Here is a 14,025-nt window from a genome sequence, read left to right on the forward strand (position 1 = left end):
CGTCAGCGGGCCGTAGGCCTTAGGGCGGGGCTGGCAACCCAGTTTTCTTGGTCAGCAGTGCAGTTTTTGACAGGGTGCCGTAGGCATAACGCTTTAGACAGCAGGGCTAGGCGCTGGCCGCCTTCTTCGGAGTGGGCTGGAGCTTCACCCCGTTGGGAATGCAGATTAAGTTTTGATCCAGCACCTGCACAAACCCTTTCGAGCGCAGGGATCCCAGAAGGCGAGTCACCGTCACACGAGTGGCCCCAATGGCATCCCCAATCTGGGCGTGGGTAAGGGGCCAGGGAAGATACATCCCCTGTTCACAGGGCTGCCCATACTCCTCGATCAACAGGCTCAAAAAGCCCTTGAGGCGGTCGATGGCGCGCCGTTGGCCCAAGTTTCCCAACCACAGCAGCTTCCGTTGCAGTTGCTGGCGAAAGTTTTCCTGGACTTTCTGGTGCAAGTAGGGCCACTGCTCCAGGTCTTGCCAGTAGAACCACATCACCGTGGTGCGGTCGGCGTGGGTGCAGGCTTTTAACTCAAAGCGCTCTGGGTTGCTCAGCTCAAAGGGAAACCCAGCCGTGATAAACCCAACAAAGACCTCCCGCCGCTCTGGAGTTTGGCTGACCAAGCGCACCACCCCCTCTTGGGTGATGTACACCAATCCCGGACGAGTGGGAATGCGCACGTCTTTGGGAAAGGTGCGACAGCGGTAGTGCTCCTCGGCCCACTGGCAAAGCTCACGCCATTCCTGAGCCTCTGTTGCCGATGTGATGGAAACAAGTGACATGAGATCAACTTCCTGTCGCTCGAGCGACCTGATGGGTTTTACAGACTTTCCAGCTTTACCCGGCTGTAGGCTATGCAACGCTTCCGCGTTCGCGCCGGCGGTGCGGAGCACCTACACGTCAACGGGACGGAGTCTTAGGAAGATGGGGATGGAGAAACAGCAAGATACACACAAGAAGGCAAATACAGAGAAGAAGGAAACCGCAGGGTTTACTTTACCTTAGCTTCATAATGGCACTTGACCTCATAGGGTGACATTGTGTTCCTACTGATATTGTTCAAAAGGCTACGTCCAATAATAACCCCAAGAAGCCGTAAATTTTCAGATTCTGCCGCTGAACTCGGCTACCTGAGGGATCAGCGCAGATCATTGGGTCAGACTGGTGTATGTCTAAGGGCGGGTGTGGGGTGGCTGGGATGAATATTCTCATCAGCAACGACGATGGCATCCAGGCGGCAGGGGTGCGGTGTTTGGCGGCAGCGCTGGCCCAGCTGGGGGGGCACCAGGTAACGGTGGTCTGTCCGGATCGGGAGCGCTCGGCCACCGGCCATGCCTTGACGTTGCACAAGCCGCTGCGGGTGGATCCGGTGCGGGAGGGATTTCCTCCAGAAGTGCAGGCCTGGGCCTGTTCGGGCACCCCTTCCGACTGTGTCAAGTTAGGTCTGGACGGGCTATTGGATCGTCCTCCCGATTGGGTGATTTCCGGCATCAATCAGGGAGCCAATCTGGGCACGGATGTGCTCTACTCCGGCACCGTCTCGGCGGCAATGGAAGGGCTGCTGGAAGGGATCCCTAGCCTGGCAGTAAGCTTGGCCAGTTTTACCCATCAGGATTTTCAACCAGCGGCCCAGGTGGTGCTGAAGCTACTGGAGAAACTGAGCCTGAAACCCCTGGGGGAGCCGATGCTGTTGAACATCAACGTGCCCCCCCTAGCGCTGGCTGAAATACGCGGCATGGTCTTGGCCCGCCTGGCCTGGCGCAAGTACACAGATCTCTACGAGAAACGGGTGGATCCGCGCGGCAAGGCCTACTACTGGCTGGCAGGAGAGGTGGTGGAAGAGGAGGTGGATCCCTGTTCGGATGTGCGGGCCGTTGCGGAAGGCTATGTATCGATTACGCCCCTGCAGCCAGATCTAACGGCCTACGCGGCCTTTGATAGCTTACAGCGCTGGGGGCTCTCAGCTTTTGGCTCATGAATTTTAAGCCGGTGAGCTGGGGTCAGCGCCGAACAATGTCATCCCCTCCAAATTTTGGGTCGAACTCGGCGGGAAAGCGGGTGTTGGCACTGTAGATTGCCCCTTCCAGAAAAGCGCTCTTTAGGTTGTCCATCGACAGATTGGCCCCTCGCAAATCCGCCCCCGTTAGATCCGCCCCACTTAGGTCGGCGCCACGCAAATTGGCCCCACTCAGGTTGGCCTCGCCCATCATAGAGGAGACTGCGTAGAAACTCCCGTCAGCGCCAGCAATCGTTTCGCCACCCCTTCGGCAACCGGCATGACCGACAGTCGCGTGCCCCGTCGTACTACTTCCAGCTCCTCTGGGGTGAAGGTGTCTCGCAATTCAGCCAAAGGGATCAATCGCCCAAAGGCTGAGACAAACCGCACTCGCACTGTATGCCAGCGGGGATCCTCGCGGGTAGATTTGGGATCATAGTAGGGGCTGGCAGGGTCGAATTGGCTGGGATCCACCACGTGGGTTTCCAGGATCTCCATCAAACCGGCAATTCCGGGTGGCTCGGCATTGGAATGGTAGAAAAAGGCGCGATCCCCAGGCTGCATTGCCTTCAGATAGTTGCGGGCTTGGTAGTTGCGCACGCCATCCCAAAGGGTTTGGCCCTCCCGCTGCAAATCCCAGATGCTATAGATGCTGGGCTCAGATTTCATCAGCCAATAGTTCATGGGGCACTAGGCTCTGGGAGCAGATAAGGGGGAACAACGGGCAACAAACTCGACAAAGTTGCGCAGCATCTTCAAGCCGTAGGGGCCGGACTTTTCTGGGTGAAACTGGGTAGCAAACAAAGCGCCGCGGGCAATGGCGGCTACACAGGTTTGGCTCCCGTGTTGGGTCGTGGCAGCCACCCAGCTTGGGTCATTGGGCACTGCGTGGTAGGAGTGGACAAAGTAAACCCAGCTTTGATCCGGGATCCCTGCCCAGAGGGGAGAGTGGGCTTGGGTGAGTTGCAGTTGATTCCAGCCCATGTGAGGGATGCGCAGGCCCGCCTCTGGCCGAAAGCGCTGCACCCGTCCGGGCACGATGCCCAGCCCCGGTTCCACCCCCTCTTCGCTGCTCTCAAACAAAACCTGCAAACCAATGCAAATGCCCAAGAAGGGCTGCTGCCGCTGCACCGCCTCCCGGATGGGATCCACAAAGCCTCGCTCTCGCAACTGCTGCATGGCCGGATCAAAAGCCCCATCTCCCGGCAGGATGATCCCGTCGAAACGCTCCAGCCCGACCGGCTCTGTTACCAGATGCACCTCTGCCCCGGCACGCTCCAAGCCTTTGCAAGCCGAATGCAGATTTCCCGCCTCATAGTCGATCACCGCCAGGCGTACAGTCCCCATGGGATCCCTTCTCGTGAGGAGTTTAGGAGTCTATCAGTATAGTGGTTCTAACCCGTTTGAGCTGACTCATGGCTGTGGCAACGGCTTTGCACGATCCCACTCCGACCGGTACTGCTCCGCAACCCTGTCGCGACCAGGTTGATTGGCCTGAGGCGGCTTACCTGCACATCCCTTTTTGTCGGCAGCGCTGCCACTACTGTGATTTTGCCACCGGCCTGGGCACCCGAGAGTTGATAGAAACTTACGTGCAAATGCTCTGCCGAGAGATCGGCGGCGCCTACCGCTACCGCCATCTGGCCGGGGATCCCAGACCGTTGACCAGCCTTTTTTTCGGGGGTGGCACCCCTTCTCTGCTGACGGTGGAGCAACTGGGGCGGATCTTGACTCAATTGAGGGAGAGGATCCCGTTTCATCCCGACTGCGAGATTTCTCTGGAGGCCAACCCCGGCACCCTGACGCGGGAGCAGTTGGCGGGCTACCGGGAGCTGGGGGTCAACCGCATCAGCCTAGGGGTACAGGCATTTCAGCCAGAGCTGCTGGCCGCTTGTGGTCGCCTGCATGGAGTGGAGGAAGTTTACGAAGCCGTGGCCGACTTGCAGGCGGCGGGCTTTGAGAATTTCAACCTGGATTTGATCTTTGGGCTGCCCTACCAGACTTTGGAACACTGGCAGCAGTCTCTACGAGCTGTTCTTGAGATTAACCCCACCCATGTCTCCGTCTATGATCTGACGATTGAACCGGGAACCCGCTTTGGTCGGATGTACCGACCGGGAGCAGCACCTTTGCCCAGCGAGGAAACCACAGTTGCCATGTACCTAATGGCGCGGGAGCTGCTCACCGAAGCGGGCTACATCCACTACGAAATCTCCAATTTTGCCCGCCCCGGCTACGCCTGTCGCCACAACCGAGTGTACTGGGAAAATCGCCCTTACTTTGGCTTTGGCATGGGATCCGTCGGCTACGAGGGGGGACGGCGCATTCAGCAGCCCAAAACCCTTTACCACTACTTCGAGCAGGTGAAAGTCGGAGTCCACCCTCTCCCTCCTGAAGCATCCCCAGAGGAAGTTTGGATGGATACTTTGATGTTGGGGTTGCGTCTAAAGGAAGGTCTGGATTTGTGCCATTTACAGGAGCGTTTTGGCCACCCAAAGGTCGAGCAAGCTTTGGAGAGGCTGGATCCCTATTTTGAGAAGGGATGGGCCAGTTGTGAGGCAGGCCGGCTACGGCTGATTCCGCCCGATGGCTGGCTATTTTCCAATGAGATTCTCAGAGACTTGCTGGCTTGATTCCGACGGTTACTTTCACAAGATTTCTCACCAGAGCCCCCTATCCCAATTGGCCGAAAACTCAAGCTTTGAGGAGCGTAGGCCATCACCATTTCCAGCAGCCATTAAACCCAACATTTCACAGATCCTGAGATCTCTAATCTTGCAAGAGGGGTTGAGGGGAAAGATACGGAAGCCCAGAGGATCCCTATCGATAGTTGACAAATTGCAGCGCCACCGGGTAGTCCTGCTGCCTGAGCATTTGAATGACCGCCTGCAGCTCGTCTTTATCCTTGCCGGAAACGCGCACCAGATCCCCTTGAATGGCAGGCTGCACTTTCTTAAAGTTGTCGCGGATTTGCTTGGCGATCTGTTTGGCCAGTGTGGCATCAATGCCCTTTTTCAGGTGAACCACCTGGCGCACTCGGTTGCCGCCGGCGCTCTCTGGGGGTTGGAAGTCGAAGATCTTCAGGGATAGACCCCGCTTGGCCGCTTTGGTAAGAAGCAGATCCCGAATGGAGTTGAGGGCCATGTCGTTGGCGGTGGTGATGGTCAGGGATCCCTCCTCCAGCTCAATTTCCGTCTGAGTATCCTTGAGGTCGTAGCGCTGTTTGATCTCCCGCCGGGCTTGATCCACAGCGTTCACCAGTTCCTGCCGATCGAAATCACTGACGATATCAAATGAGTAGGTAGAGGCCATAAACCTTATCTTCGCTATCGTTCAGTATCTTAAGCCCTCAGCCAAGCAGGGATCCCTAACTCTCGGAGAAGCTACAACAGGTAGAAGGATCCCAGTCCAGATTTACGGAGAAGCAGGATGGCCGATGTTGTTTTAATTACAGGCGCTTCTGAAGGCATCGGCAGAGCTACTGCCTTTACCTTTGCCCGTGGGGGTTACCGATTGGCGCTGGCTGCCCGCACTGCCGAAACCCTGAAGCAAACGGCCATCGACCTAGAGCAAAGCCTCAACGCCGAGGTCTTGGCCGTTCCCACCGATGTCACGCAGCCAGAACAGGTGCAAAACCTAGTGGAGAGAACCCTAGAACGCTATGGCCGCATCGACTGCCTGATCAACAACGCCGGCATCTGCATGAGTGGCCCTTTTTTGCAAACCACCCCGGAGCACTGGCAGGCTCTGATGGCGGTCAATTTTTGGGGCTACCTCCACACCATCCGAGCCGTGCTCCCCGACATGTTGAAGCGCAAAAAAGGCCAGATCATCAACGTGGGATCCATTGGCGGCAAAATGCCCCTGCCCCAGATGAGCGCCTATTGTGCCAGCAAGTACGCGGTCAGTGGGCTGACAGAAGCGCTGCGTCTGGAACTGCAACCCCAAGGGATCCAGGTGATCGGCGTCCATCCGGGCATCGTCAGCAGCAATTTCCTCAAGCGAGCCATTTTTCTGGATGAGGTGAGGCCAGCGTCCTCTCCCGACAGCCAAGCCCAAACCTCAGGTGGCAAAGCCCGTGAGCAAATGCAACAGGCGCTGGAGAGTTTTTGGGTCAGCCAGCCGGAAGAAGTTGCCGAAGCCATTTGGGATGCCGCTCGCCAGTCCAAGTCAGAGGTGGTGGTGGGCATGGCCCAATGGGCAGTAGGAGCTTACACCCTCTTCCCCGGATGGGTCGGCTCATTGCTCCAGAATGTTCCTCGCTAGCCCACTGGATCGGTCGAGAGTTCTGGGGCGCTGGATGAGCGATTCTGCAGACCCAGCGATAGCAGGAAGAAGGCTAAACTTCGGTATAGTTTGAGGTACGGTTAAACACTGGTATTGACAGCGGAAGTATGGTTGAATCTGTGCCTTCTCCTTCCGGTACCCACCAGCACATCTTGATCGTGGAAGACCGAGATGGCCGCCGTACCCAGGTGCTGGGATCCGCCAAATACTTCATCGGTCGGGACTTGGCGAACGACATCTGTCTCAACTCTCAGTATGCCTCCCGCTACCACGCCATGCTGCTGCGGATTCCCGCCGAGCGAGAGGGAGAATATTGCTACCGCATTTTGGATGGGGATCTGGAAGGTCGCCCCAGCACCAATGGCTTGTTGATCAACGGCCAGAAATTGACCACCCACCAGCTCAAGTCGGGGGATGTGATCACCTTTGGCCCCGATGCCAAAGCCACCTACAAAATTGTTAAGGCTCCCTAGGCCCAGATCTCTGCAGAGCGTGCAATCGCCCCCCAATCAACAGCAGCAAAGCCAGCACCAAGGCCATCTCCGACAGCAAGGTCGCTAGGGCCGCCCCCTGCCAACCCCACCTTGGGATCCAAACCGCATTCAAAAGCCCATTCAGCCCCAGAGCCATCAGTTGCAGACGGCTGCGGGGCTTTTGCAACCCTGCCCCGGTGAGCAGGTGAGACAGCAAAAGGTGGATCCCTTCCAGCAAAATGACCGGGCTGAGCCAGCGCAGGATGAGGGCCGTTTCCCGGTAAGCCGATCCCAGCACCCAAGGGATTCCGTAGGATCCCAGCGCCAGCCCCAGAGCAGCCAAACTGCCGTAGCCCACCACCCAAGGGAAAAGCTGCCAGGCGTAGCGCCAGCCTTGCGGAAGGCCCTTCTGCCCTTGGCGGCACAGCTCGGCAAAATGGCTGGTGAGCAGGGCGATCATCGGCGTTTGCGAGAAGTTGATCACCCGGTAGGCAGCGCTGTAAAGACCCCCCGCCGCTGCTGAGGCCAAACGGGGCAAGAGCAGCTTATCCAAATCGGTGAAGGTTTTCACCGCGGCCAGCCCCACCGCAAAGTCCCAGCCCGCTATCAGCCGTTCCCGCAGATCTCGCCAGCTTAGGGCCAAGGGGGGAGAAGGCTCGCTCCACCGCCCCATCCCCCTCGCGATCAGCAGCAGCACGACCAACACCATCAGGCCGTACAGAACAGCCCATTGCACCAGGGATCCCCAGCCCAAGGCCACCGCCAACAACACTGCCCCCAATCGCCCCAGCGCCATGCCGGTGTCGATGAGGGCCACGCCGGCAACCTGCTCTCGCCCAACCAGGATCCCTCTGTACACCTCTGGCACTGCGACGAACAGCAGATCGCTCAAGAGCAATACCCCCACCACCGCTGCCGGCGTCCCGGCCAGCCAAACGCTCAAGAGGGGCCACAACACCAGCGCCATCCCCCCACAGCCCAATCCCGCCAGCCATAAGCTGGGGCCAACCCCCTGGGTGCAAGTCAGGGATCCCTGCCGGCTGAGGCGCTGGATCAGCAGTTCCGATTGGCCCAAATAGCCAAACGGGGCGGCCAGGTTGCTGCAGGCCAAGATGGCAGAGAAAACCCCGAAGGCTTCCGGCCCCAACAGACGGGCCAAGAGGATGAAATAGGCCCCGGACAACCCCAGGCGCAGGCCATTGCCCACCATCAGCCAGGCAGCCTGGCGCAGCCGTTGTTGTTCTGCTCTATCCACGCTGCCACTCCTGGACGAGGCTTGCCAGAGCCAGGGATACTGGATGGATGCTGAGAGGGCCCGCCCAAGAGCGGGCATCTCCTCTTGATTTTGGGTGTATCGGTTGCAATTCTTCTGGCAAGTTCATGGCCAAACTCTACCCCGTCAGCAACGCCGCGCGAAGCCCCCACACCTTGGCAGGACGGGATCCAAAAGCCCTGTTCTCCCCCCATTCCAGGCCGCCTGCCCCTCGCCGGGTGCTTCCCCCACCCCCGCCGGACGGCGGTAGTCCTCGTTGGCTGGGATCCGCATCGTCCAAAACGGTGGGGCAGGGCTATCGGGCCGTTGTCTTGCTCTTGCTGACCAGTCTGCTGCTGTTTGGAGGGCTGGGATCCCGTCTGGCCTACCTGCAGCTAGCGCGCACCCAGTATTACCGCCAGTTGGCCGATACCAACCGCATTCGCCTGCTGCCCCAGCCGCCAGAACGCGGGCGCATTGTGGATCGCAACGGTGTATTGCTGGCGGGCAGCCGATTGTCCCACTCGGTCTTCCTCTGGCCTCTGGTGCAGTCTCGGCAGCGCTGGCAGGAGATGATCCCCAAGTTGGCAGACTACTTGAACATCGCCCCTGAGGAGATCGCCCAAAAGCTAGAACAGGCTGGATATCGTTCCCCTTTTCCCGTGCGCATCCTGCGCAACGCCAGCCCCCAGGTGGTCATTCAACTGGAGGAGATGAGCCGCGAGCTGCCGGGAGTGATGGTGGAGGCGGAGACGGTGCGGTTTTATCCCCATGGCGACTTGGCTGCTCATCTGCTGGGCTATACCGGCGAGATCTCGCAGGAACAACTGCGGGCGGATCCCAGCTATCGCCTGGGGGATATCGTTGGCCTGATGGGAGTGGAGGAATTGTTCGAGAACCATCTGCGCGGCCAATGGGGCGGGCGACAGGTGGAGGTGGACGCCATGGGAGAGGTGCTGCGGGTGCTGGGGGAACAAGCGCCCCAACCGGGCAACACCCTGCAGCTCACTTTGGATGTGCGGCTGCAGCAGGCGGCAGAGCGAGCCCTCGGCCAGCAAAAAGGAGCGGTGATCGCCATGGATCCCAGCGATGGCTCGATCCTGGCCATGGCCAGCTATCCCACCTTTGATCCCAACCTCTTTTCCAGCCGCATCACCCAAGCCCAGTGGGAGAGCCTGCAGCAGCAGGATTTTCCCTTCCTCAACCGCGGCCTGCGGCCCTATCCCCCCGCCAGCACCTACAAAATCATCACCACCGCTGCCGGGATTGAGTCGGGAGCCTTTCCCCCGAATACGGTGCTGCAGACCGGCCCCTACATCCAGGTGGGAGGGTGGCGCTTTTGGGACTGGAACCGGGCCGGCTTCGGGCGGCTGAACTACCGGCAGGCGATGGCCTACAGCAGCGACACCTTTTTCTACCAAATCGCCCTCGGCACCAAGGCTGCCCCCTTGCAAGAATGGTCGCGCCGCTTTGGGTTGGGACAACTGACCGGGATTGGCCTCAAAGGGGAGGCTGCTGGCCTGGTGCCGGATGCTGAGTGGAAGCAGCGCCACTGGCGCGAGCCCTGGTATGTGGGCGACACGGTCAACATGTCCATCGGCCAGGGATTTATTACCGCTACGCCGCTGCAAATGGCGGTGGTAACGGCGGCAGTGGCCAATGGGGGCTGGCGGGTGCGCCCCTTGCTCTCGCACCAGGTGATCCCGGAAAGCCCTGTGCCGCTGCGCCAAAAGGTAGGTCTTTCCCCTGCCACCCTGGAGATCCTGCAGCAGGGGCTGCGAGATGTCGTGGTTTACGGCACTGGCGGCAACGCCAACCTGGGGCCAGGATTTCCCCCAACGGCTGGTAAAACCGGCACCGCAGAGGATCCGCCGCGGCGATCCCACGCTTGGTATGTTGGCTATGCTCCCTACGACCGGCCCGAATTGGTGGTCGTGGTCTTTCTGGAAAACAGCGGCGGTGGGGGTGGATCACGGGCCGCTCCCATCTTTCGAGAGGTGATGCGGGCCTACTTCCGACCCGAGTCGTGAGCCCTAGCTTTCTGTCGGATCCGAGCCAACTGGGTATATGCAGTCTCTTGTCTCCCAGAAAATTGCGTTAAGATCCCCTAAAACCCCTTGCCCAGCAGGCTTCTGCCCTAACTTAGCTGTAGAATATGTCAGTGATTTGGAGCTCAACTGCCACAATCCTGCCATTCGCGCCAGTGGCGCCTTGGCGCATTGCAGGGCAAGCCCCGCTCCCACACACTGAGAACACTCTGGGCCGTGGCCGCTCTGCAACGCCTGAGCGAATCCGCGATCCAGGGAACTCTCTAACTTTATTGCCTAACTCAAAAGGAGATCAGGATGAACAAGGCAGAACTTGTTGATGCCGTCGCTCATCGCGCCAATGTAACCAAAAAAGAAGCGGAGGCTGTCATTTCCGCCGCACTGGAGATCATTGTCGAAGAGGTCGCATCCCGCGATGAAAACGGTGAACCCAAGGGGAAGGTGACCCTGGTGGGCTTCGGCTCCTTTGAGGCTCGCAAGCGCAAAGAGCGGGAAGGTCGCAACCCGAAAACCAACCAAAAAATGGTGATCCCAGAGAGCATCGTCCCCACTTTTACGGCGGGCAAGTCATTCCGCGAAGCAGTAGCAGGGGGGAAATCTTAATTTCGCCGGGTTGGGACAAGGACTCCGTCCCGCTGACGCGAACGGCTGCGGGGTAGGGCGTGGAGCAGCCTCGACATGGTGGCAATTGGGCTTGGGGAGCAGCAATCGCTGGCTGCTCTCCCCAGGAGATTCTGGATTTTTCGGCCAGCTTGAATCCGCTGGGCCCACCGGAATCGGTCTTGCAAGCTCTGACTCAGGCGCTGTCTGCAGCAGATCCGGTTGTTGTCAGCCGTTACCCGGATCCCGACTATCGGGACTTGCGCATCTGTTTGGCCAACCATTGGGCCGTCGATCCTGAGTGGATCTTTGTGGGCAATGGGGCAGCGGAGTTGCTCACCTGGGCAGCCCGGGATGCGCAAGGGCGGGAGGTATGGCTGCCCCAGCCTGCTTTTGGGGATTATGCGCGGGCTCTGCGGGCAGCAGGGGTAACCATCAAGCCGCTGCCTTTTTTCCCCGGCCAGGGATCCCCTAGTTTCGCCTTTCTCCAGGAGCCGCTTCCGGCGGCAGGCAAGGGGAGCCGAGTGCTCTGGCTGAACAACCCCCACAACCCGACGGGCCAGCTCATCCCGCAGCAAGACATCCTGCCTCTCCTGCCCCAGTTCAACCAGGTGGTGGTGGACGAGGCTTTTATGGACTTTTTGCCGGGGGAGCCCACCCTGAGCTCAAACTCCAGCTCGTCGGCAATGCCCCGCAGCCAAACTTTGATCCCCTACCTGGCGGCTCATCCCAACACCATCGTCATCCGTTCCCTCACCAAGTTTTTCACACTGCCCGGCTTGCGCATTGGCTTTGCGGTGGGGCACCCGGATCACTGGCAGCGCTGGCGACAGTGGCGGGATCCCTGGAGCGTCAACGGATTGGCGGGAGTGGCAGTGGCGGCAGCTTTGGCCGATGAGGACTTCCGCCGGCGCACCTTCGCCTGGCTGCCCGTGGCCCGAGAGCATTTGCTCAGGGGTTTGCAAGCGCTGCCCGGCTGGGATCCCTGGCCTGGTCAAGCCAATTTTGTGTTGGTGCGCTGCCCTGGCTCTGCCACGCAAATTCAGCGGGCGCTGCTGCAGCGGCACCGGATTCTGGTGCGGGATTGCCTGAGTTTTCCCGAGCTGGGAGATCGCTACCTGCGCATTGGCCTGCGCACCCTGCCGGAGCAGGAGCAGTTGTTATCCGCCTGCCGGGAGATCCTGGAGAATAGCTAGGGATTTTTCTGCGGGAGAAATTCTCATGCCCGAAGCTACCGCCTTTTGGCCGGAATGCAACGCCCCTATCGTGCGGGGGGTGGCCCATTACAGCGATCTGGAGTTGCTGCGGGCCTTTCAACGGCAGCCGGAGGTGGCCCGCTACTTCATCAGCCTGTTTTGCCGCTACTGCCAGTGGGTGGACGGGATCCTTGCCGAGCATCTGCCGCCAGAGCAATGGGCTGCCTGTCGAGAGCAGGTTTGGTTGCGGCTTTACCCGCGCCTGCAGCGCCTAGATGTCCACAGCCTTGTGGGAGAAGGGGATCCTGTGCTGCGACCCTGGCTGGCGGAGCAAACCCGTGAGCTGATCCAATCCTTGGATGGGATCCCCACCCGCCCTCAAGCTTCTTGCAGTCTCGACTCCACCAGAGGCGGGGCGAAGTCCTCTCTTTCACCGGCACTGGCCTGTTATTTGACTGCTGGTTTGGATACCCTGCCGGGGGATCTGCGCTTCATTCTGCTGCTGCGGGATCGGTTTGGCTGGTCACCGGTTCGCATTGCCGACCAACTCAAGGCTGACGGATACTACCTTGCTCCAGAAGATGTGGATGCCGTCGTTGCCTCTGCCCGCCAGATCTTGCTTCAGAACCTACCGACAGATGTGCGTGCCCTTTATCTGGAGGCAAAGCCCTAGAAGACTGCCATAGCCCTGTGGCATGGTGGTTTATGGCAAGGTATGGGGCGCTGGCAATCCTTGTTCCCAAGGTGGGTTCTCCTGTTAGGCTGTTTCCGGCTGTAACAGTGGATCGGCATTGTTTGCTCTCCGACTTTACATCAAGTTGAGTGTGGGCTGTCTATGAGTCCTTCTCCGCTTCCCCCAGACCCTACCCAACCCCTGTCTCCGGCACAGCAGTCCCATTCACATCCAGTTCCTCAACTTGCTCTTCAGGAGGCGCTGAGCCATCTGCATTTGGATGTGCTGAAAGAACTGGAGCGATTCCGCCTCTGGCAGCGTTTGCAGCGCATGGACTCTGTCCCGCCCCCACGAGCAGGTCAGCTTGGGAATACCAGCTCTGTACAGCGCCCTTCACCTGTACTCATTCAAGAGGTGGTGGAAGACTTGGAAGAGGAAGAGATGCCGCGGCCCTCCGGGGCCTTTTCGCCCCTCTGGGTCTTGCTGCTGTGGGTGCTTTCCTGCGCGGGGATTGGCTTTGGGGTGCGCTGGCTGATCTGGCCGGAAGAACTGTCCCTGCCCCAAAGCGCTGCCCACAGGGCGGAAGAAGGGATCCCTGCCCAGGTGGATCTGGCCCAGTTGCCCCTGATCCCACTGGAACCGGTGGAAGGGCAGGTGGGAGAGGAGTTCTATTTCGGTGGCTTGGATCCCGGTCGGTTGTCCCTGGGCTTGGCGGCCACCCCAGACTGGAAGGACTTGCAGGTGGATCCCCTTCAAGACGTTCCCAACCTGCTGGATAGCCTGCAAACTGACTTGGCCTTGGCTTCCGAGGAATCTGCTCCCCCCAGGTCACAAACGGTGGAGCAGTTGGCGGCCAGCCTGGAGCGCCCATCCCAACCTTCACCGCCTACCTCTGTGGGATCCCAGAACGTGGTGCCCCTAAGCGACAACAGCGTAGACTCCCTGGGGCCGAACCGCGGCGAGGGAACCTTCTTGGTGCTCACTACCTACTCGGGAGATGAGAGCTTGGCACGTGCTCGAGAAGTTTCTGATGGGGCCTTTGTCAAAGATGTGAATGGCCAGAAGTTTGTGCAGTTGGCAGCATTTGAGCAACTGGAGTATGCCCGCTATCATGCGGAAACCCTGAAAAGCAAGGGCTTTAACGTTACAATTGCTGAGCAGTAGCTTTGAGGACTACAGATCCCGAATCCAAGGGATCCGAGAGAGAGGTAGCTGCCGCCAGATCCCTTCACTTCCTTCTGGATCGAGCAGGCGCCAGGCCAGCAACCCGGTTGCCGAGAGGAAAACCAGGGCCAGCAACAACGCAAGGGCATTCTGTAGGCTTTTCAAAAAGGGCCAGAGGCGGGCTGTGCTCGGCCCCACCTGAGCAGCTCCAGACCGCTGCCGCGCCTGGGCGGGGGGGTTCCCGGAAGCTGGAGAGGAACTCAAGGGACGGGCAGGTGGAGCGAGGGTAGAGGACGTCAACTGGGCGGCAGGAATGGGTGGCCCTGGTAACCGATTCAAAACCATA

15 protein-coding genes and 1 pseudogene are annotated in these 14,025 nt (G+C 59.5%); 9 read left to right on the forward strand and 7 right to left on the reverse strand.

The window, feature by feature from the left end; translation table 11 throughout:
• Nucleotides 1–106: 106 nt before the first annotated feature.
• On the reverse strand, nucleotides 107–772 hold the full coding sequence (locus NW856_RS11855) for a Crp/Fnr family transcriptional regulator (RefSeq protein ID WP_414356496.1): 666 nt from the start codon (nucleotides 770–772) through the stop codon (nucleotides 107–109).
• A gap of 416 nt (nucleotides 773–1,188) precedes the next feature.
• Between NW856_RS11855 and surE the strand changes: the two genes are divergently transcribed.
• Entirely contained in the window at nucleotides 1,189–1,968 is a 780-nt protein-coding gene (surE, locus tag NW856_RS11860; RefSeq protein ID WP_414328916.1) for a 5'/3'-nucleotidase SurE, read from the forward strand.
• 22 nt (nucleotides 1,969–1,990) lie between these two features.
• Here surE and NW856_RS11865 read toward each other — a convergent pair whose 3' ends face one another.
• Genes NW856_RS11865 through hisH form a run of 3 tightly spaced genes read right to left on the reverse strand, consistent with a single transcriptional unit; the run spans nucleotide 1,991 to nucleotide 3,333 of the window.
• Entirely contained in the window at nucleotides 1,991–2,200 is a 210-nt protein-coding gene (locus tag NW856_RS11865) for a pentapeptide repeat-containing protein (protein WP_414328915.1), read from the reverse strand.
• Nucleotides 2,197–2,670: an EVE domain-containing protein gene (locus NW856_RS11870; protein WP_414356493.1), complete on the reverse strand. Its 474-nt coding sequence runs from the start codon at nucleotides 2,668–2,670 to the stop codon at nucleotides 2,197–2,199. The genes NW856_RS11865 and NW856_RS11870 overlap by 4 nt, the downstream gene beginning before the upstream one ends.
• Before the next feature lie 6 nt (nucleotides 2,671–2,676).
• A complete protein-coding gene (gene hisH / locus NW856_RS11875; protein WP_414400443.1) occupies nucleotides 2,677–3,333 on the reverse strand; it encodes an imidazole glycerol phosphate synthase subunit HisH in 657 nt (218 codons plus the stop codon).
• Between the two features lie 68 nt (nucleotides 3,334–3,401).
• Here hisH and hemW point away from each other — a divergent pair, with 68 nt between their 5' ends.
• A complete protein-coding gene (gene hemW, locus NW856_RS11880) occupies nucleotides 3,402–4,619 on the forward strand; it encodes a radical SAM family heme chaperone HemW (protein ID WP_414400444.1) in 1,218 nt (405 codons plus the stop codon).
• 187 nt (nucleotides 4,620–4,806) lie between these two features.
• On the opposite strand, the gene NW856_RS11885 is transcribed toward hemW, so the two are convergent.
• Entirely contained in the window at nucleotides 4,807–5,298 is a 492-nt protein-coding gene (locus tag NW856_RS11885) for a YajQ family cyclic di-GMP-binding protein (RefSeq protein WP_011432526.1), read from the reverse strand.
• A 117-nt stretch (nucleotides 5,299–5,415) separates the two neighbouring features.
• Between NW856_RS11885 and NW856_RS11890 the strand changes: the two genes are divergently transcribed.
• Entirely contained in the window at nucleotides 5,416–6,252 is an 837-nt protein-coding gene (locus tag NW856_RS11890; protein ID WP_414400445.1) for an SDR family oxidoreductase, read from the forward strand.
• Nucleotides 6,253–6,380: 128 nt separating this feature from the next.
• The gene (locus tag NW856_RS11895) at nucleotides 6,381–6,746 is read left to right on the forward strand and encodes an FHA domain-containing protein (RefSeq protein ID WP_011432528.1); all 366 of its coding nucleotides are present in this window, start codon (nucleotides 6,381–6,383) and stop codon (nucleotides 6,744–6,746) included.
• Here the strand turns inward: NW856_RS11895 and NW856_RS11900 are convergent.
• Entirely contained in the window at nucleotides 6,733–8,001 is a 1,269-nt protein-coding gene (locus NW856_RS11900; RefSeq protein WP_414400446.1) for a lipopolysaccharide biosynthesis protein, read from the reverse strand. The genes NW856_RS11895 and NW856_RS11900 overlap by 14 nt on opposite strands.
• 125 nt (nucleotides 8,002–8,126) lie before the next feature.
• Between NW856_RS11900 and mrdA the strand changes: the two genes are divergently transcribed.
• From mrdA to NW856_RS11925, 5 genes are all read left to right on the forward strand, one after another.
• Nucleotides 8,127–10,028 carry a penicillin-binding protein 2 gene (mrdA, locus tag NW856_RS11905; protein ID WP_414400447.1) on the forward strand — a complete coding sequence of 634 codons (1,902 nt, stop codon included), beginning with the start codon at nucleotides 8,127–8,129 and terminating at the stop codon, nucleotides 10,026–10,028.
• Nucleotides 10,029–10,343: 315 nt separating this feature from the next.
• Entirely contained in the window at nucleotides 10,344–10,649 is a 306-nt protein-coding gene (locus NW856_RS11910; RefSeq protein WP_414332065.1) for an HU family DNA-binding protein, read from the forward strand.
• Nucleotides 10,650–10,708: 59 nt separating this feature from the next.
• Nucleotides 10,709–11,842 (forward strand): threonine-phosphate decarboxylase CobD, encoded by a 1,134-nt coding sequence (gene cobD, locus NW856_RS11915; protein WP_414400448.1) that lies wholly within the window; start codon nucleotides 10,709–10,711, stop codon nucleotides 11,840–11,842.
• Nucleotides 11,843–11,867: 25 nt separating this feature from the next.
• Nucleotides 11,868–12,515: a hypothetical protein gene (locus NW856_RS11920; protein ID WP_414400449.1), complete on the forward strand. Its 648-nt coding sequence runs from the start codon at nucleotides 11,868–11,870 to the stop codon at nucleotides 12,513–12,515.
• A 282-nt stretch (nucleotides 12,516–12,797) separates the two neighbouring features.
• Nucleotides 12,798–13,679 carry a hypothetical protein gene (locus NW856_RS11925; protein ID WP_414400450.1) on the forward strand — a complete coding sequence of 294 codons (882 nt, stop codon included), beginning with the start codon at nucleotides 12,798–12,800 and terminating at the stop codon, nucleotides 13,677–13,679.
• A gap of 9 nt (nucleotides 13,680–13,688) precedes the next feature.
• Here the strand turns inward: NW856_RS11925 and NW856_RS11930 are convergent.
• Nucleotides 13,689–14,025 (reverse strand): annotated as a pseudogene (locus tag NW856_RS11930) (hypothetical protein); the annotation flags it as partial.

The organism is Synechococcus sp. R3-13, from assembly GCF_047462195.1.
In the GTDB taxonomy this organism is placed as follows: Bacteria; Cyanobacteriota; Cyanobacteriia; order Thermostichales; family Thermostichaceae; genus Thermostichus.